We start from the raw sequence: 17,276 nt of genomic DNA on the forward strand, positions 1-17,276 counted from the left end.
CCCCGCCGATGTCGTCACCTGAGTCATCACCGACCCGCCTCGCTCACGCTACCGCCGGTCTCCGCGGCGATCCCGCGCAGTCTGATCTTCGCTTGGGCGCTCCTGCCGAACCCCCTGGAGAAGTGCCGCTCCAGGTAGTACTGCCCGACGAGCAGCACGCTGGTCAGCAGCAGATACCACAGGCACGCCGCCACGTACATCGGGAAGACCTGGAAGGTCCGGTTACCCACGGCCTTGAGCTGGAAGAACAGCTCGGTGGAGACCGGCACGAAGGCCACCAGCGAGGTGTCCTTGAGCATCGCGATGGTCTCGTTGCCGGTCGGCGGGATGATCACCCGCATCGCCTGCGGCAGCACGATGCGACGCAGGATCTGGGTACGGCTCAGGCCCAGCGCCTGCGCCGCCTCGGTCTGCCCCTCGTCTACAGACTGGATTCCGGCCCGGACGATCTCGGCCATGTACGCCGCCTCGGAGAGCCCGAGCGCCAGCATGCCGGCGACGAACCCAGTGAGGATCTCCAGCGCGGAGAAGCCGAAGAGACGTGCCTCGAAGTTGTCGACGCCGAAGAGCGCGCCGAGTTGCCGGTCGAACGGGAGACCGAACTCGATCCGGGCCCAGAGGATGCCGAGGTTGCCGAAGAGGATCGCCAGCACCAGCCGGGGCACCGCCCGGAAGAACCAGGTGTACGCCCAGGAGACGCCGCGCAGGATCGGGTTCTCCGACAGCCGCATGATGGCGATGACGACGCCGAGAGTGACGCCGATCAGCATCGCCAGCACGGTCAGCGCGAGCGTGCCGCGCAGTCCCTCCATGATCGGCGGTCGGAACATCTCGTCGACCATGAACGACCAGTTGAACGCCTTGTTCGTCACCAGCAGGTGGACGAACATGGCCACCAGCACCCCGATCACGGCAACCGCGACCCAACGCCCGGGATGCCGGACGGGCACGGCCTGGATGGGTTCCGGCCGTGCCCGCTCGGTTGTGTCCGTTTCCGACGACATGCGTCAGCTGGCGGGGTTCAGTGCCGAGGTGGTGATGGCGCCGCCCTCGACGCCCCACTTCTTCAGCGCGGTCTCGTACGTGCCGTCGGCGATGACCGCCTGGACGGCCTCCTTGAGCACCTCGGCGAACGCGGTCTGGTCCTTCTTGACGGCGTAGCCGTACGGGGCCGACTCGTAGATGTCGCCGACCAGCTCCAGCGCCCCGTTGCTCTGCTTCACCGCGTACGCCCCGACCGGAGAGTCGGCCAGCATGGCGTCGTTCTTGCCGCTGACCACGGCGGCGGTGGCGTCGCTCTGCGCCTGGTACTGGTCGATGGTGATCGCCGGCTTGCCGCCGGTGGTGCACTTCTTCGACCGGGCGGTGATGTCGTCGAACTGCACGGTGCCGGTCTGCACGGCGATCTTCTTGCCACAGGCGTTCTCAATGTCGATCTTGGCCGGGTTACCGGCCTTGGTCGCCCACTGGGTGCCGGCGGCGTAGTAGCTCACCATGTTGACGCTCTTGAGCCGCTCGGCGTTTATCGTGAACGACGACACGCCGATCTCATACTTGCCGGAGTCGACACCGGGCAGGATCGAGTCGAAGGGCGACGACTGGTACTCGGCCTTGAGGCCGAGCTTCTGCGCCACCGCGTTGAACAGCTCGACGTCGAAGCCGACCACCGTCTTGCCGTCGGCGTCGAGGAACTCCGCCGGGGCGTACGTCGAATCGGTGCCGACCTTGATCACACCGTCGGCCTTGATGGTGTCGGGCACCTTCCCGGCCAGCGCCGAGTCGGCCGCCGCCGTGACGGTCGGGCCGGCACCGGGCTGGGCGGTGTTCTCCTTCTCCCCACACGCCGTCAGGGAGAGGGCAAGCAGCGCCGCGCTGGCGGCGCCGAGGGCCGCCCGCCGGGCACCGTTGATATTGAACATGTCTCTGCACTCCTTGCGTGAGGGGTGTGACGGCCACTCAGGCCACGCCGAGGTATGCCTCTTTGACCGCCGGGTCGTGCAGCAGCTCGGCACCGGTTCCGCTCTTGACGATCCTGCCGGTCTCCAGCACGTACGCCCGGTGCGCTCGGGCCAGCGCCTGCTGCGCGTTCTGCTCCACCAGCAGGACGGTGGTGCCCTGCTCGTTGATCTCCTTGATGATGTCGAAGATCTGTTGGATCAGCATCGGCGCCAGCCCCATCGAGGGCTCGTCGAGCAACAGCAGCTTGGGCCGGCTCATCAGCGCCCGACCGACCGCCAGCATCTGCTGCTCGCCGCCGGAGAGGGTACCCCCGGGCTGCTTACGTCGTTCCGCCAGCCTGGGGAAGAGATCGAGCACCCGGGTCAGGTCCTGGGCGATCCCGGCCCGGTCGCGCCGGGTGTACGCCCCCATGTCCAGGTTCTCCAGCACCGACATGCCGGGGAAGATCCCCCGACCCTCGGGCGCCTGGCAGAGCCCTCGCCGGACCCGCAGGTCCGCCCGGAGCTTGGAGATGTCCTCGCCCTCGAAGCGGATACTGCCGGTGGCGATCGGCCGGATCCCGGAGACCGCCCGCATGGTGGTCGACTTCCCGGCGCCGTTGGCGCCGATCAGCGCGACGATCTCCCCCTCGGCCACGGTCAGGCTGATGCCGTGCAACGCCTGGATCCGCCCGTAGAGCAGGCTCACATCGTCGATCTCAAGCAACATCGTCCGGCACCCCCAGGTACGCCGCGACCACCTTCGGGTTGTCCCGCACCTCGGCGGGCAGCCCTTCGGCGATCTTCTTTCCGAACTCCAGCACGACGATCCGGTCGGTGACGCCCATGACCAGGCGCATGTCGTGCTCGATCAGCAGCACGGTCACGCCGGTGTCCCGGACCTGCCGGATGAGCTGGAGCAGCTCCTCCTTCTCCGCCGGGTTGAAGCCGGCGGCCGGCTCGTCCAGGCAGAGCAGCACCGGATCGGTGGCCAGCGCCCGGGCGATCTCCAACCGCCGCTGCTCCCCGTAGGAGAGGTTGCGAGCGAACTCGTGCAGCCGGTGCCGGATGCCGACGAACTCCAGCAGTCGCTCGGCCTTCTCCCGCCCCTCACGCTCCTCGCGCCGGTGCCGGGGCAGCCGGAACAGCGCGGAGATCACGCTGGTCTTGTGGTGCGCGTCCGCGCCGACCTGAACGTTCTCCAGGGCGGTCATCTCGGGGAACAGCCGGATGTTCTGGAACGTTCGGGCCATGCCCATCTGGGTGATCTGGTGGCGCTTCTTGCCGCTGATCCTGCCGCCACGGAACCGGATCTCGCCCTGGGTGGGCTGGTAGATGCCGGTCATCGCGTTGAAGCAGGTGGTCTTGCCAGCCCCGTTCGGACCGATCAACCCCAGGATCTCCCCCTTGTAGAGGGTGAAGTTGACGTTGTCGAGCGCGACCACGCCGCCGAAGCGCAGCGTGACGTTGTCGACCTCCAGCAGCGGCTCCCGGTGGGGGACCGCCTCCATCGCCGGCGCGCCGGCCTGCGCCGGAACAACCGGCGTCTGATCGGTGTCATTCACCGACGATCACCTCCTTGCGACGGTCCTTGAACTCCGCCGCCCGTCGTCGGTTCGGGATCAGGCCCTCCGGCCGGAAGATCATCATCACCACGAGGACCAGACCGAAGATGAGGAACCGGTACTCGTACAGCTCCACGCCGAACAACTCGATGCCGCGGAACCGCTCGATCATGTACGCCACCAGGCCACCGCCGACGATCGCGCCGACGATGTTGCCCGAGCCACCGAAGATCACCGCAGCCAGGATGATGATCGAGTTGAGCAGCTCGAAGTTCTGCGAGTTGACGAAGTTCTGCTTACCCGCGAAGAGCGCGCCAGCCAGGCCGGCGATCGCGGCACCCGAGGCGAACGCCCAGAGCTTGAACTTGAACGTCGGCACGCCCATCAACTGCGCGGCGTCCTCGTCCTCCCGGATCGAGATCCAGGCCCGACCGACCCGGCTGTGCGTCAGGTTCCGCACCCCGATCACCACCACGATGATCAGCGTGAGCACCAGCCAGTAGTACGGCCGGGCGTCCAGCACGCCGAAGAACGGCTTGCCGTCGGCGTACTTGCCGGGCGGGTGCGGGATCTGGTTGAAGCCCCGCTGGCCCTTGAGGAAGTCCGAGCTGACTGCGGCGATCCGGATCATCTCGGCGAAGCCGAGCGTCACGATCGCCAGGTAGTCACCGCGCAGGCGCAGCGTCGGCGTACCAAGCATCACGCCCGAGAGCATGGTCAGCCCGATCGCCAGCGGCACCACGAGCAGCCACGGCCAGAGCGTCTTGACGTTGCTGCTCGGCGAGGTCAGCACCGCGACGGTGTACGCGCCGACGGCGAAGAAGCCGAAGTAGCCCAGGTCGAGCAGGCCGGCGAAACCGACCACAATGTTCAACCCGACGGCCAACAGCACATAGATCGAGACGGTGAAGAGCACCTGCGTGAAGTTCGCACCGGGGGTCGGAATCGGCCCGAGGTACTGGTAGAACTCCCTGTTCGGCAGCGCGTAGAAGAACGCGATCAGCGCGACCAGCAGCGCCCAGCGCACCCAGCGCGGCGCGCCGTGCCACCGTTGCCCGGCCGCCTCGCGGCCGGAGCGCACCCTCTCCAGGACGGTCGTCATGCCCGTGCCCTCCCCAGCGATTCGCCCAGCAGACCGGTCGGTCGGAACATCAGCAGCACCACCAGCACCGCGAAGGCGGCGAAGTCCTTCCACTGGCTGCCGAACAGGCCGGCGGCGTAGTTCTCCACCACGCCCAGCAGCAGGCCACCAACCAGCGCCCCGCGCAGGTTGCCGATGCCGCCGAGCACCGCGGCGGTGAACGCCTTGAGCCCCAGCAGGAAGCCGACGCTGTAGGTCAGGGTCTGGATCCGCACGTCGTAGAGCAGTCCGGCCACACCGGCCATGGCGCCACCGGTGATGAAGACCATCAGGATGATCCGGTCCTTGTTCACGCCCATCAGCGCGGCGGTGTTGGCGTCCTGGGCCACGGCACGGATGCCCCGGCCGGTGCGGCTGCGGTTGATGAAGAGGTCCAGCAGGACCATCATCAGCAGCGCCGCGCCGATCGTCAGCAGTTGCACCGCGTCGATCGGCACGCCGAAGACGTGGAACAGCGGCTTGCCGCTCACCAGACTCGGCGCGCCCTCCGGCCGTCGGCGGGTCCAGATGCCGAACGCCTCGGAGATCGCGATCGAGGCGCCGATCGCGGTGATCAGGAAGGCCAGCGGCGGGGCATTGCGCTTACGCAACGGCCGGTACGCCACCCGCTCGATCACGGTCGCGGTGCCCGCCGATGCGATGGCGGCGACGATCATCGCCACCAGCAGGTAGAACAGGATCGAGCCGATTCCGCTGACCTGCGAGTTCTGGTCGAGTCCAAAGCCGTTCCAGGTCCAGATCGCCGCGAACGCGCCGGCGATGAACACCTCGGAGTGAGCGAAGTTGATGAGTCTCAACACGCCGTAGACCAGCGTGTAGCCCAGCGCGACCAGGGCGTAGATCGCGCCCTGGGTCAAGCCGGTCGTGGTGAGTTCTCCGAAGTTGGAGAACAGTCCATTGAAGTCCAAGGGAGGGACGCTCCATCACGTCTGGAGAGGGAAATGGGGTGCGGCCGGGAGCGAGCAGCTCCCGGCCGCACCCGCGATCACAACTCAATCGCCGTAGCAGCGACCAACATCAGGACTTGGGGATCTCCTGGTCCGGGACAACCTTGCCACCGGTGACCTTGAAGGCCCAGACCTTGACCTGCGCCGGGTCGAGCTCGCCGCCCTCGACGAACTTGTAGTTCGCCGCGACGCCCTCGCCGCTGTAGCCCTTCACGAACTCCAGCAGGCCCTCGCGGGTGGTCTTGCCCGCCTTGATGCCGGCGAGCAGGATGTTCGCGGCGTCGTAGGCGGTGTCGCTGTAGGTGCCCGGGTCGGTGCCGTTGAGCGCCTTGTAGTCCTGGCCGAAGGTGCCACGCGCCTCGGTGGCGGGCTGGCACGGGCAGGTGAGGATGGTGCCCTCGGCCGCCGCCGCACCGGCGGAGGTGATGTAGGCGCCGTCGTTGACGCCGTCGCCCGCGACCAGCGGAGCGGTGACCCCGGCAGCGGTGAGCTGCTTACGGATCAGGCCAGCCTCCTGGTAGTAGCCGCCGTAGAAGATCGCCTTGACGTTCGCGGCCTTGACCTTGGTGACCGCCCCGGAGAAGTCGGTCTGCTTGCCCTCGCCCTGGACCTTGTCCGAGCCGGCGACCGCCGGGCCGAGCACCTTCTTGACCTCGTCGGCCAGGCCGGCGCCGTAGGCGGACTGGTCGTCGATGACGTAGACCCGGTCGGCCTTCATCACGTTCTTGATGTAGTTACCGGCCGCCGGGCCCTGGCTGAAGTCGTTGCCGACCACGCGGAAGAAGGTCTTCCAACCCTGCTGCGACAGGCTCGGGCGGGTGGCGGAGGCGGTGACGGCGACCAGACCGGCCTCGTTGAACAGCGGACCGGCAGCCTCCGTCTCACCCGAGTAGGCCGGGCCCACGATGCCCAGGATCTTGGCGTCGTCGATGGCCTTCTGGGCCAGACCCGGCGCCTGGTCCGGGCTGCCCTGCGAGTCCAGGGGAACCAGCTCGACCTTGCAGTCGGCGTTCTCTTTGTTGTACTTGTCGACCGCCAGCTTGACACCGTTGTTTTCGTTGATGCCGAGCGCGGCGGAGCTGCCGGTCAGCGCGCCGAAGAATGCGATCTTGCTGCCGCAGGCGTCACCGCCGGCCGCCTTCTCTTCGCCACTGGAGCATGCGGTTCCGCCGGCGACGAGCGCCACCATGGCGACCCCACCGATCACACGCGCGAGCTTCTGCCTCAAGGCCCGAACCCTCCTCGTCCCATGGTCCGAACCACCCGCTGGTTATTGGCCCTTGCGGGGGCGGACGAACCAGACCGTCGTCGCCGGTCTGGGGCCGGACGTTATCCCACCGTGAAGCTGCGACGTAAGCCCCAAGCGAGCGGGTTGACCGAACCGTTACACGCCGTGGCGGATTGGAAACGATCCCTGTAAGAACCTTCGGTCGTGAGGTCTTTTCACCTTTGTTTCGTCGGCAGCGCTCAGCGGCCTTCCGCCAACTATCGATCAAGCTCTGATACCCCCGCCCACCAGGCACGCGACGTTCTCCCGTCGTCCGTCACCAGCAGCAGTCGATCTCCCGTCGAGGTCACCGCGACCGCGGTGTCCCCGCTATCGGGTATCGGCTGCGGCATGGCCATCGCCCGCCATGACTCGCCCACATCGACCGAGAGCCACAGTCCGTGACGGTCCCCGTCCCTCGTCACCGCCACCAACCCCTGCCCGACGGCCAGCAACCCGGCCGCCGACGCCACACCCGGTCCGGCCGCCCCGAATCCGCCCGCCGGCCGCCAGCCCTGCGTGGTCAGCCGCCAACTGCCGAATCCGGCCCGCACCGGCCCCACCGCCACCGCCACGTCACCAAGCACCGCCACCCGTTGCGCCTGCCCCCGCCCGTCCACCACCGGCAGGGCGGCCCGCCGCCAGCTCCGGCCGTCCGCAGAGGACCAGGCCAGCGGCGCCAGTGCGGTACCCCCGGGCGGCAGCAGCGCACCCACCACCAGCCAGCCCGACGGCACGGCGACCGCGTCGTACGCCGCCGTTCGCCCCCGCTCGTCACCGGCCAGCTCCGGTGCGCCCTCCACCAGCGCGAACCCGGCCGCGTCCGGGGAGATCCAGACCGCCGCCCCGTCGATCCGACTACCGGCGATCAACCAGCCCTGCGGCCCCGCCGCCAGCCGGGCCACGTTGACCGCGCGCGGCCCGGCGTACCGCTCGAAGGGCGCGTCCACCTCGTGCAGCGTGCCGTCCGGCGCCTGCCGCCAGGTGCCGGTGCGGGGATTGCCGTGCGCGCCCCCGCTCTTCGCCCCGACCGCCGCCAGCCGCCCGTCCCGGCAGGCCGCCGCGGAGAGCACGTGCTGCCGGCCGTAGAACGTCACCGGCGCCGTCGGCAGCGGCACCCAGGAAATGGCGTCCGGGCTGCTCCAGGCGGCCGGGCGGGTCTCCCCGGCCAGATCGACCACGCCGCCGACCACGTACCACCGGCCGGCACAGGCGGTGGCGTCGCGCAGCACCGGTCGACCCGGCGCACCCGGCGTGGCCGGCAGGACCACCGACTGCCAGGCCGGCCGGACCGGTCGCGGCTTCGGGCAGTCGGGACAGGTCGAGGATCCGCAGGCGGCCACCAGCACGGCGAGAACGCCGAGCACCGCCCCCATCCGCCGCGACACGGATCGAGGCCGGTCAGGAGGCCGGCAGGGTCACTTCCCCACCGGCGGTCTCCGTGAGGATCCGCTCGGCGACCTCTTTCATGGTCATCCGGTGATCCATCGCCGTGCGCTGGATCCACTTGAACGCCTGCGGCTCGGTCATCCCGTACGTGGTCATCAGCGCGCCCTTGGCGCGCTCCACCGTCTTGCGGATCTCCAGGCGGTCGGTCAGGCTCGCGACCTCGGCCTCCAGAGCCGCGACCTCCGAGTAGCGCGACAGCGCGATCTCCACCGCCGGGACCAGGTCGCTCTTCTGGAAAGGCTTCACGAGGTACGCCATCGCGCCCGCCGCCCGCGCCCGCTCCACCAGGTCACGCTGGCTGAACGCGGTCAGAATGATCACCGGGGCGATCCGCGCGCCGGCGATCCGCTCGGCGGCGGCCAGCCCATCCATGATCGGCATCTTGATGTCGAGGATGACGAGGTCGGGCTTCAACTCTTCGGCGAGGCGGACGGCCGTCTCACCGTCACCGGCCTCCCCCACCACCTCGTAGCCCTCTTCGACCAGCATCTCGGCGAGGTCCAGCCGGATCAGCGCCTCGTCCTCGGCGATCAACACGCGCCTGCGCTCGGCATCCGTCGGCATCCCAGCCACCAGCCCTACCCCCACCAGTCATAACCCGACACCCGCCCAGCCGGGTGTCGCCGCCCTCAGCGTAGTAGGTAACCTGTCCAAGGCGGGAAACTGAAGGCCCCTGTAGTCCAATGGCAGAGACAATGGTTTCAAAATCCATACAGTGTGGGTTCGAATCCCACCGGGGGCACCAAACGTGTCGTACGGCTGTTCCAAACTCATTTTGTGCATCCGCCTGAACTGCGCATACGGGCGCGGCAGCAGCACCTCGCCGGCCTCACGGTCGCCGAGGTCGCCCGACGCCTGAGACTTCCCTACCCAACCGTCCGGGGCTGGTGCAGGGAGCGGGCTGAGCCAGGAAGACACGACACCGCGTTACGCTGTTTTCGCTGCCGGTCCACCGTCGAGAATCAGACAGAGCCGTCGGCATACCTGTACCTGCTCGGCCTCTACCTGGGCGACGGACATCTCGCCTCGGCCTGCTCGGCATCGCCTGGCGAATGAACCGGCGCAACTGGCTTCGGTGGCGCGGCGAGGAGCTGTCGCCACACTGGACCGGCACGTGGGCCCGAAGTCCTGACGGCCGCTCCCTACCTCGGTGCTCAGGTCGGCCGTGACAGCCTGGTTGCGGTGCGGCGGGACAGCCGGTGGCGAGTTACGACAGGGGTGGGAACTGATGCGAGTGGTCATCTTCGGTGCGACCGGCATGGTCGGCCAGGGCGTGCTGCGCGAGTGCCTGCTCGCCGACGACGTGCGGGAGGTGGTGACGGTCGGCCGGAGGCCGACCGGTCAGACGGATCCGAAGCTACGTGAGCTGACGGTCGCGGACGTGGGCGAGTTGGACTCGCTGCGATCCGAGTTGACCGGTGTCGACGCCTGTTTCTACTGCCTGGGCGTCTCCTCGTTGGGAATGGACGAGGCCGCGTACACCCGGATCAGCTACGACTATCCGCTCGCGGCGGCGCGGTTGTTGGCCGAGGTGAGCCCGAGCGTCACGTTCATCTACGTCTCCGGCGTCGGCACCGACTCGACCGGGCAGGGCCGGGTGATGTGGGCCCGGGTCAAGGGTCGTACCGAGAACGCCGTCATCGAGCTGCTGCCCAACGGCTTCGCGGCGCGGCCCGGGTACATCCAGCCGACATACGGGGCGGTTTCGCGGACCCGCGCATATCGGATCGGGTACGCGATCACCCGTCCACTCTTTCCGGTTCTGCGCCGGCTGCTGCCGAACCAGGTGACCACGACCGACGGGATCGGCCGGGCGATGTTGCGGGTGGCCCGGCAGGGCTCACCCACCCGGGTGCTGGGCAATCGCGACCTGAGCTGACCAGGCGTCCGTCAGGCGATCGTGTCGAGCGCGCGGGCGAGGTCGGCGCGCAGGTCTTCGGGATCCTCCAGGCCGACCGAGATGCGCAGCAGCGCGCCGACGGGCTTCGCGTCGCCCTCGACGGGTCGGTGGGTGAGCGAGGCGGGGTGCTGGATCAGGGTGTCCACGCCGCCGAGGGACACCGCGTGGGTGATCAGTTGGCAGGCGCCGGCGACGGCGGCCGCGGCGGTTGCGCCGCCGCGTACCTCGAAGGCGAGCAGGCTGCCGGGTCCGGCCATCTGGCGGCCGACCAGCGCCGCCGGGTCGTGCACCGAGGGGTGGTGCACCCGGTGTACGGCGGGGTGCTCGGCGAGCCAGCCGGCGAGTTTCTCGGCGCTGGCCTGCTGGGCGCGGACCCGCAGCGGCAGGGTCTGCAGGCCGCGGTGCAGCAGGTAGCCGCCGAGCGGGTGCAGGATCGCACCGGTGACCGCGCGGACCTGGCGTAGCCGGGCGCCCCAGTTGGCGTCGCAGGCGACGACGCCGGCGAGCACGTCGCCGTGCCCGCCGATGCTCTTGGTGGCGCTGTGCAGCACGAGGGCGGCGCCGTGCCGGGCCGGCTGTTGCAGGACGGGGGTGGCGACGGTGTTGTCGACCAGCAGCGGGATGTCGCCGGCCGCGGCGGCGAGTGCGGCGATGTCGACCAGGTCGAGGGTGGGGTTGGCGGGCGTCTCGACGATGACCAGTGCGGTGTCGGGGCGGATGGCGGCGGCGACCTCGTCGGGGCGCGCCCAGGTGACGGTGGTGCCGAGCAGGCCGGTGGCGAGCACGTGGTCGGTTCCGCCGTAGAGGGGTCGGACGGCGACGACGTGCCGGCGGTCGTCGCGGGCGGCGGCGAGCAGGGTGGCGGTGAGGGCGGCCATGCCGCTGGCGAAGGCGACCGCCTGCTCGGTGCCTTCAAGCTCCGCGAGAGCGGTCTCGAAGCGTGCCACGGTGGGGTTCCACAGCCGCTGGTAGACCGAGCCACCCTCGGCTGGGCGGAGGCCGCCGGTGGCGAGCTGCTCGTAGGCGTTCCCGCCGTCCTCGACCGAGGGCAGGGGGTTGGTGGTGGACAGGTCGATCGGCGGTACGTGCACGCCGAGCGTCCGCAGGTCGTCGCGGCCGGCGTGCACGGCCCGGGTGTCCACCGTTGTCATGGCGGTAGCGTCGAACATCCGCCGGCGACGAGGCAATAGGATGGAAGATAATTCTGGCCTGCGGGCTGGTTTTGCTGACGGATTCGGACGAGGATGGCGGGATGCGCCCTGAGCCGAACGATGTGCGGTCCCACCCGGCCCTGGACGAGGTGGACCGCGCGATCCTGACCGAGTTGGCCGCGGACGGTCGCCTGCCCAACAACGCCCTCGCCGACCGGGTGGGGGTGGCGCCGTCGACGTGCCTGACCCGCACCCGGGCCTTGCGCGAGCGTGGCGCGATCCGCGGTTTTCATGCCGAGGTGGATCCGGCCGCGCTCGGTCTGCCGTTGCAGGCGCTGGTGTCGGTACGGCTGACCGCGCACGAGCGGGCGGCGGTGGACGCGTTCCGGGCCCGATCGGTGCGGCTGCCCGGGGTGGTGTCGGTGTTCCACGTGGCGGGTGCGGAGGATTACGTGCTGCACGTGCGGGCGGCGTCCGGTGACGCGTTGCGCGACTTCGTGCTGGACCATCTCGCCGTCGATCCGGTGGTGCAGCACACCCAGACCAGCCTGATCTTCGAACAGGCCCGCGGGATGGGCTGAGCAGCGGGTGAACTGGCCAACCAATGACCACATCGCGGAACAAAACCGGCCGTCGACGGGTTGGCAAAGCGTGTGATTACCGTACCGTTGTCTGTTCTTGATCTTGCCCCGGTCGCCAAGGGCACCACTGTCGGCGCGGCCCTGGAAGCCACCACCGAGTTGGCCCGGCGCACCGAGGAGCTGGGCTACCACCGATTCTGGGTGGCCGAGCACCACAACATGCCGGCGATCGCCAGCTCCGCCCCCGCGGTGCTGCTGGCGCACCTGGCCGCGAACACGTCAACGATCCGCCTCGGGTCGGGCGGGGTGATGCTGCCCAACCACGCGCCGCTGGTCGTGGCGGAGCAGTTCGGCACCCTGGAGGCGCTGCACCCAGGCCGGATCGACCTGGGCATCGGGCGGGCGCCGGGCACCGACCAGGTGACCGCGCTGGCGTTGCGCCGCACCATGGAGGGCCTGTCGGCGGAGGGCTTCCCGCGCGAACTGGACGACCTGATGAACTACTTCAGCGGGGAACGGCCGGGGCAGATCATCGCCACGCCGGGTCGCGGTGAGCAGCCGGCCGTGTGGCTGCTGGGCTCCAGCGGTTTCAGCGCCCAACTGGCCGGCCTGCTCGGTCTGCCGTTCTCCTTCGCGCACCACTTCAGCTCGGCCAACACCCTGCCGGCGTTGGCCCTGTACCGGCAGAACTTCCGGCCGTCGCAGTGGCTGGACAAGCCGTACGCGATGGTGGCGGTCAACGCGGTGTGCGCGGAGACCGACGAGCGTGCCGAATGGCTGACGGGGCCGAGCGCCTTGTCGTTCCTGAAGCTGCGCTCCGGCCGGCCGGAGCCGCTGTCGACGCCCGACGAGGCGGCGGCGTACCCGTACTCCGAGATCGAGCGGGAGTTTGTGCTGCAGCGCCGCGACGGTCAGGCGATGGGCTCACCGGAGACGGTGCGCCGGCAGCTGACCGATCTGGTGGAGCGCACCGGCGCGGACGAGCTGATGCTGACCACGCTGGTGTACGACGTGAAGGACCGGGTGCGGTCGTACGAGCTGATCGCCGAGCAGGTGGCGGGCGGTCTACACCGGGCGGCGTGAAACACGATCTTCACGTCGGCGTCACCCCCGCGACCCGCGGGGTGCCTAATGTTGGTGCCGGTGGTGGTACGGCATTCCCGATCGGGACGGGTCGGGAATGCCGCGGTGTGGCGCACCGGGCCGGAGCTGAGCGGATTCCGCGGCTGCGGCCCGGTGCCTGCCACCCTAGGCGACCCCGCTCGGGCCCGCCAGAGTCAGATCAGCGTAGGTAGATGTTCGGGGTGGGTGGGCTGGCCATCTGATCGCCGATGAAGAACCCCGGGTGCGGCGGCTGGTTGTAGGCGGTGTTCTGCCACGCGATCGCCACCCGGTACTGCGGGTCGTGCATCAGGGTGTGGATCCGGGTGCTGGTCGGTGTGGGTGTGCTGTAGATGCGCAGCGCCCGACTGTCGGTGGTTCGCCAGATCACCTCCTCGCGCCAGTCGCCCAGGATGTCTCCGGAGAGCGCCGGCGTGGACTTGGTTCCGTTGTTGGAGGCCACGTCGCTGCCGGTGAGCAGCCGGGTCTCGCCGCCGGTGCCGTACTTGTCGATCTTGGTGCCGTCGAGCAGTTCCCGTACCGGGTCGCCGTCCCACCAGGCGAGGAAGTTGGCCGACGACGGCTTGCGGCCGATGTTCTGCCCTCTGGTGTTGGCCAGTCCGGCGACCGCTGACGACCACGACTCCGCACCGGGGCTGCCCGCCCAGATGTCCGCCGAGACGCCCCGGCCGTTGTCTCCGGAGGCAGGCGTGGACCAGAGGATCTGACCGGTACGGGCGTCAGCGAACCAGGAGCTGGGCTTGCTGCCATCCTCGTCGACCTTGAACACCTCCAGGCCGGCGCGGCCCGGGTCGAGGTCCCCGACGTGCAGGGCGTCGCCGTGCCCGTTGCCCGTCGAGTAGAGCAGCCGACCGTTGTCGTCGATGGTGGCGGCGCCGTAGACGATCTCCTGACGGCCGTCACCGTCGACGTCGGCGACGGAGAGCTGATGGTTGCCCTGACCGGCGGCGGCGCCGTTGCCGGAGGCGTTCGAGTCGAACGTCCAGCGCTTGCGCAGCGTGCCGTCGCGGAAGTCCCAGGCCGCGATGACCGCCCGGGTGTAGTAGCCCCGGGCCATGATCAGCGAGGGGCGCTGCCCGTCCAGGTACGCGGTGCCGGCGAGGAACCGGTCCACCCGGTTGCCGTACGAGTCACCCCAGGAGGAGACGGTGCCGCGCGGCGGGTCGTAGTTGACGGTGGAGAGCACCGCGCCGGTGCGTCCGTCGAACATGGTCAGGTACTCCGGCCCGGCCAGCACGTAGCCGCTGGAGTTGCGGTGGTCCGCCGACGACGACCCGATGAGCTGACCGGTGCCCGAGCGGGTGCCGTCGGCGGTCTTCATGGCCACCTCGGCGCGCCCGTCGCCGTCGTAGTCGTACACCTGGAATTGGGTGTAGTGGGCGCCGGCCCGGATGTTGCGGCCCAGGTCGACCCGCCACAACCGGGTGCCGGTGAGGGTGTACACGTCGACGTAAACGGGGCCGGTGTAGCCGGACTGGGAGTTGTCCTTGGCGTTCGACGGCTCCCACTTGAGCACGATCTCGTAGCTGCCGTCGCCGTTGAGGTCACCGACGGAGGCATCGCTGGCGCTGTAGGTGTAGCTCTCGCCGCTGGGAGTGCTGCCGCCGGCCGGGACCTGCAACGGCACGTCCAGGTAGCCCGCGCCGAACTGCAGGGCCGGCGCCGACGCCGCCTGCTCGGCACCGCCCACCACCGCCCGCACGGTGTACGCCGAGCCGGCCGCCGCACCGCTGTCGAGGTAATTGGTGGCACCGGTGATCGGGCTGGCGTTGACCCTGGTCGACCCCCGGTACAGGTTGAACGCCACCCCGGACGTCTCGGTGCCGAGCAGCCGCCAGGAGACCAGGTTGCCGCTGCCGGAGCGGACGCTGATGAGCCCTCGGTCCAGGTCCTCCATCTGCATCCCACCCCCGGTGGGCGGTGGGGTGGTCGGCGGTGGGGTGGTCGGCGGGGGCGTGGTCGGGGGCGGCGTGGTGGGCGGTGGGGTGGTCGGTCCGTTGGTGGGTGGGGCGCCGGTGCAGGTGACGCCGTTGAGCGCGAAGCTGGTTGGCGCCGTGTTGCTGCTGGTCCACGATGCGTTGAAGCCGAACGTGGCGGTGCCGTTGGTGGCGATGGTGGCGTTGTAGTCGACGTTGCGTGCGGTGACCTGGGCACCGGACTGGGTGACGACGGCGTTCCACGCCTGGGTCACCTGTTGGCCCGCGGCGTACGACCAGGTGAGGGCCCACCCGGTGACCGGGTCGCCGAGGTTGGTGACGGTGACGTTGGCGCCGAAGCCGCCCTGCCACTGGTTGGTGACCTGATAGTCGACCCGGCAGCCGACGGCGGCGGCCGAGGCGACCACCGTGCCGAGGGTGCCGGCCACGACGGCGGCCACCGTCGTACCTGCGAGCAGGATCAGCCGATGTCTGGACGAGTGCATGGACTGCCTCCGGGGATCCGGTGGTGATCGCCGCGACCCACCGGCCATGCCCGGAAAGCACAGTGGACGCATCCTGCCGCGACGGCGGCGGACGGCGATCTGATCGGGGGGTGAACGCCCTGGAACTCACGGATCCGACTCACCGCGCATCGTATGGCAAGCGCTTTCCACGGCGCAACATCGATGACCGTTGTTTGCTCTCGACAAAGCCGACGACCACGCCTGGTCTTGCCCCGATGATCGATGCCTGATCAACTCGTTCGGTGAACGCTCCCCACATGGACCCCGCCGAGTTCCGCCGGGCCGGCCACACCGTCGTCGACTGGATCGCCGACTACTGGGCGACGGTGGAGCAACGACCGGTCGCCCCGGCCCATCCTCCGGGCACGGTGGCCGCCGCTCTCCCCACCGCGCCGCCCACCGCCGGCGGCGAACCGGTCGAGGCGGTCCTCGCCGACCTGGACTCGATCGTCGTACCAGGGCTGACCCACTGGCAGCACCCGGGCTTCTTCGGGTACTTCCCGGCCAACACCTCCGGCCCGAGCGTGCTCGGCGACCTGGTCAGCTCCGGGCTCGGTGTGCAGGGCATGTTGTGGGCCACCAGCCCGGCCTGCACCGAGCTGGAGACGGTGATGATGGACTGGCTGGCCCAACTGCTGGACCTTCCGCAGCGGTTCCGCTCGACCGGCCCCGGCGGCGGGGTCATCCAGGACTCGGCCTCCTCGGCGACCCTGGTGGCAACCCTGGCCGCACTGCACCGGGCGAGCGGGGGCCGCTGGCGCGACAGCGGCATCGACCGACGCTACCGCGCGTACACCTCCGTCCACGGGCACTCCTCCATCGAGAAGGCCGTCCGGATCGCCGGGCTGGGCACCGACGGGGTCCGGCCGATCGAGGTCGACCCGGACACGCAGGCGATGCTGCCGGGTGCCCTACGCGCGGCGATCGAGGCCGACCTGGCCACCGGAGACGTTCCCGCCATCGTGGTGGCCACCATCGGCACCACCTCCACCACCGCCATCGACCCGCTGCCGGAGATCGGGGCGATCTGCGCCGAGTACGGGATCTGGCTGCACGTGGACGCCGCGTACGCGGGCGCTGCCGCCGTCTGCCCCGAGCTGCGGTGGTCGCATGCCGGCCTGGAGTACGCCGACTCGTACTGCTTCGACCCGCACAAGTGGCTGCTCACCGGCTTCGACTGCGACGCGTTCTGGGTGGCCGACCGCGCCGAGCTGATCGAGGCGCTGACCGTGCTGCCGGAGTTCCTGCGCAACGCGGCCTCCGAGTCCGGCGCGGTGATCGACTACCGGGACTGGCAGGTTCCCCTGGGCCGGCGGTTCCGGGCCCTGAAGCTGTGGTTCGTGCTGCGCTGGTACGGCGTCGAAGGGCTGCGGGCGCACATCCGCTCCGGGGTGGCGCTGGCCGCCCGGTTCGCCGAGCGGGTCCGCTCCGACGACCGGTTCGAGGTGGTGGCGGCGCACCCGTTCTCGCTGGTCTGCTTCCGACTGCGCGCCGACGACGACGCCAACGCGGCACTGCTGGCCGCGGTGAACGACACCGGGCGGGTGCACCTGACGCACACCCGGGTCGCCGGCCGCTACACGCTGCGGTTGGCGATCGGCTCGCCGCAGAGCACCGAAGCGCACGTGGACGAGGCGTGGCGGCTGCTGACCGACAAGGCCAACACCCTGCCAAGCCCCTGAGGCCCCGCGCCGCGCGGCCCGCGCCCCCGCGGCAAGATCGTGCTCGATCCAGGAAGTAGTGGCATCCGCGCGCCACGCAAGCCACTACATC

The 17,276-nt window shown here is 69.7% G+C and carries 15 protein-coding genes and 1 tRNA gene; 5 read left to right on the forward strand and 11 right to left on the reverse strand.

The window, feature by feature from the left end; genetic code table 11:
* Window positions 1–26: 26 nt before the first annotated feature.
* The 9 genes from ABZS37_RS19050 to ABZS37_RS19090 all read right to left on the reverse strand — a co-directional run bounded on the left by ABZS37_RS19050 (window position 27) and on the right by ABZS37_RS19090 (window position 8,879).
* Window positions 27–1,004 (reverse strand): amino acid ABC transporter permease, encoded by a 978-nt coding sequence (locus tag ABZS37_RS19050; RefSeq protein WP_355170591.1) that lies wholly within the window; start codon window positions 1,002–1,004, stop codon window positions 27–29.
* A gap of 3 nt (window positions 1,005–1,007) precedes the next feature.
* Window positions 1,008–1,919, reverse strand: a complete 912-nt coding sequence (locus ABZS37_RS19055; protein WP_355170593.1) for an ABC transporter substrate-binding protein — start codon at window positions 1,917–1,919, stop codon at window positions 1,008–1,010.
* A gap of 37 nt (window positions 1,920–1,956) precedes the next feature.
* Window positions 1,957–2,667: an ABC transporter ATP-binding protein gene (locus ABZS37_RS19060; RefSeq protein WP_355170595.1), complete on the reverse strand. Its 711-nt coding sequence runs from the start codon at window positions 2,665–2,667 to the stop codon at window positions 1,957–1,959.
* A complete protein-coding gene (locus ABZS37_RS19065) occupies window positions 2,657–3,448 on the reverse strand; it encodes an ABC transporter ATP-binding protein (protein ID WP_355170695.1) in 792 nt (263 codons plus the stop codon). Before ABZS37_RS19065 ends, ABZS37_RS19060 begins: the two co-directional genes overlap by 11 nt.
* A gap of 46 nt (window positions 3,449–3,494) precedes the next feature.
* Window positions 3,495–4,604: a branched-chain amino acid ABC transporter permease gene (locus ABZS37_RS19070; protein ID WP_355170596.1), complete on the reverse strand. Its 1,110-nt coding sequence runs from the start codon at window positions 4,602–4,604 to the stop codon at window positions 3,495–3,497.
* Window positions 4,601–5,551 carry a branched-chain amino acid ABC transporter permease gene (locus ABZS37_RS19075; RefSeq protein WP_355170597.1) on the reverse strand — a complete coding sequence of 317 codons (951 nt, stop codon included), beginning with the start codon at window positions 5,549–5,551 and terminating at the stop codon, window positions 4,601–4,603. The genes ABZS37_RS19070 and ABZS37_RS19075 overlap by 4 nt, the downstream gene beginning before the upstream one ends.
* Before the next feature lie 109 nt (window positions 5,552–5,660).
* Window positions 5,661–6,818 (reverse strand): branched-chain amino acid ABC transporter substrate-binding protein, encoded by a 1,158-nt coding sequence (locus ABZS37_RS19080; protein ID WP_355170599.1) that lies wholly within the window; start codon window positions 6,816–6,818, stop codon window positions 5,661–5,663.
* Window positions 6,819–7,075: 257 nt separating this feature from the next.
* Complete coding sequence (locus ABZS37_RS19085; RefSeq protein WP_355170601.1) at window positions 7,076–8,245, reverse strand: hypothetical protein; 1,170 nt, start codon at window positions 8,243–8,245, stop codon at window positions 7,076–7,078.
* Between the two features lie 13 nt (window positions 8,246–8,258).
* Window positions 8,259–8,879, reverse strand: a complete 621-nt coding sequence (locus ABZS37_RS19090; RefSeq protein WP_355170603.1) for a response regulator — start codon at window positions 8,877–8,879, stop codon at window positions 8,259–8,261.
* A 96-nt stretch (window positions 8,880–8,975) separates the two neighbouring features.
* Between ABZS37_RS19090 and ABZS37_RS19095 the strand changes: the two genes are divergently transcribed.
* Both ABZS37_RS19095 and ABZS37_RS19100 read left to right on the forward strand, forming a co-directional pair.
* A tRNA-Leu gene (locus tag ABZS37_RS19095) sits at window positions 8,976–9,051 on the forward strand.
* 483 nt (window positions 9,052–9,534) lie between these two features.
* Complete coding sequence (locus tag ABZS37_RS19100; protein ID WP_355170605.1) at window positions 9,535–10,185, forward strand: NAD-dependent epimerase/dehydratase family protein; 651 nt, start codon at window positions 9,535–9,537, stop codon at window positions 10,183–10,185.
* 11 nt (window positions 10,186–10,196) lie between these two features.
* Here ABZS37_RS19100 and ABZS37_RS19105 read toward each other — a convergent pair whose 3' ends face one another.
* Window positions 10,197–11,375 (reverse strand): aminotransferase class I/II-fold pyridoxal phosphate-dependent enzyme, encoded by a 1,179-nt coding sequence (locus ABZS37_RS19105; protein WP_355170607.1) that lies wholly within the window; start codon window positions 11,373–11,375, stop codon window positions 10,197–10,199.
* A gap of 83 nt (window positions 11,376–11,458) precedes the next feature.
* On the opposite strand from ABZS37_RS19105, the gene ABZS37_RS19110 reads away from it, so the two are divergent.
* Both ABZS37_RS19110 and ABZS37_RS19115 read left to right on the forward strand, forming a co-directional pair.
* Window positions 11,459–11,938 carry an Lrp/AsnC family transcriptional regulator gene (locus ABZS37_RS19110; RefSeq protein ID WP_355170609.1) on the forward strand — a complete coding sequence of 160 codons (480 nt, stop codon included), beginning with the start codon at window positions 11,459–11,461 and terminating at the stop codon, window positions 11,936–11,938.
* A 60-nt stretch (window positions 11,939–11,998) separates the two neighbouring features.
* Window positions 11,999–13,021 carry an LLM class flavin-dependent oxidoreductase gene (locus ABZS37_RS19115; protein ID WP_355170611.1) on the forward strand — a complete coding sequence of 341 codons (1,023 nt, stop codon included), beginning with the start codon at window positions 11,999–12,001 and terminating at the stop codon, window positions 13,019–13,021.
* 199 nt (window positions 13,022–13,220) lie between these two features.
* Here ABZS37_RS19115 and ABZS37_RS19120 read toward each other — a convergent pair whose 3' ends face one another.
* Entirely contained in the window at window positions 13,221–15,482 is a 2,262-nt protein-coding gene (locus tag ABZS37_RS19120; RefSeq protein WP_355170613.1) for a cellulose binding domain-containing protein, read from the reverse strand.
* A 263-nt stretch (window positions 15,483–15,745) separates the two neighbouring features.
* On the opposite strand from ABZS37_RS19120, the gene ABZS37_RS19125 reads away from it, so the two are divergent.
* Entirely contained in the window at window positions 15,746–17,185 is a 1,440-nt protein-coding gene (locus ABZS37_RS19125; protein WP_355170615.1) for a pyridoxal-dependent decarboxylase, read from the forward strand.
* The last annotated feature ends 91 nt before the right edge of the window (window positions 17,186–17,276 follow it).

The sequence above is a fragment of the Micromonospora sp. NPDC005413 genome (genome assembly GCF_040606435.1).
Taxonomy (GTDB): Bacteria; Actinomycetota; Actinomycetes; order Mycobacteriales; family Micromonosporaceae; genus Micromonospora.

What these genes read in the sequence shown, in the direction of transcription:
- ABZS37_RS19050 (WP_355170591.1), bottom strand. Translation starts at nt 1,004, where the DNA reads ATGTCGTCGGAAACGGACACAACCGAGCGGGCACGGCCGGAACCCATC.
- ABZS37_RS19055 (WP_355170593.1), bottom strand. Translation starts at nt 1,919, where the DNA reads ATGTTCAATATCAACGGTGCCCGGCGGGCGGCCCTCGGCGCCGCCAGC.
- ABZS37_RS19060 (WP_355170595.1), bottom strand. Translation starts at nt 2,667, where the DNA reads ATGTTGCTTGAGATCGACGATGTGAGCCTGCTCTACGGGCGGATCCAG.
- ABZS37_RS19065 (WP_355170695.1), bottom strand. Translation starts at nt 3,448, where the DNA reads ATGGAGGCGGTCCCCCACCGGGAGCCGCTGCTGGAGGTCGACAACGTC.
- ABZS37_RS19070 (WP_355170596.1), bottom strand. Translation starts at nt 4,604, where the DNA reads ATGACGACCGTCCTGGAGAGGGTGCGCTCCGGCCGCGAGGCGGCCGGG.
- ABZS37_RS19100 (WP_355170605.1), top strand. Translation starts at nt 9,535, where the DNA reads ATGCGAGTGGTCATCTTCGGTGCGACCGGCATGGTCGGCCAGGGCGTG.
- ABZS37_RS19105 (WP_355170607.1), bottom strand. Translation starts at nt 11,375, where the DNA reads ATGTTCGACGCTACCGCCATGACAACGGTGGACACCCGGGCCGTGCAC.
- ABZS37_RS19110 (WP_355170609.1), top strand. Translation starts at nt 11,459, where the DNA reads ATGCGCCCTGAGCCGAACGATGTGCGGTCCCACCCGGCCCTGGACGAG.
- ABZS37_RS19120 (WP_355170613.1), bottom strand. Translation starts at nt 15,482, where the DNA reads ATGCACTCGTCCAGACATCGGCTGATCCTGCTCGCAGGTACGACGGTG.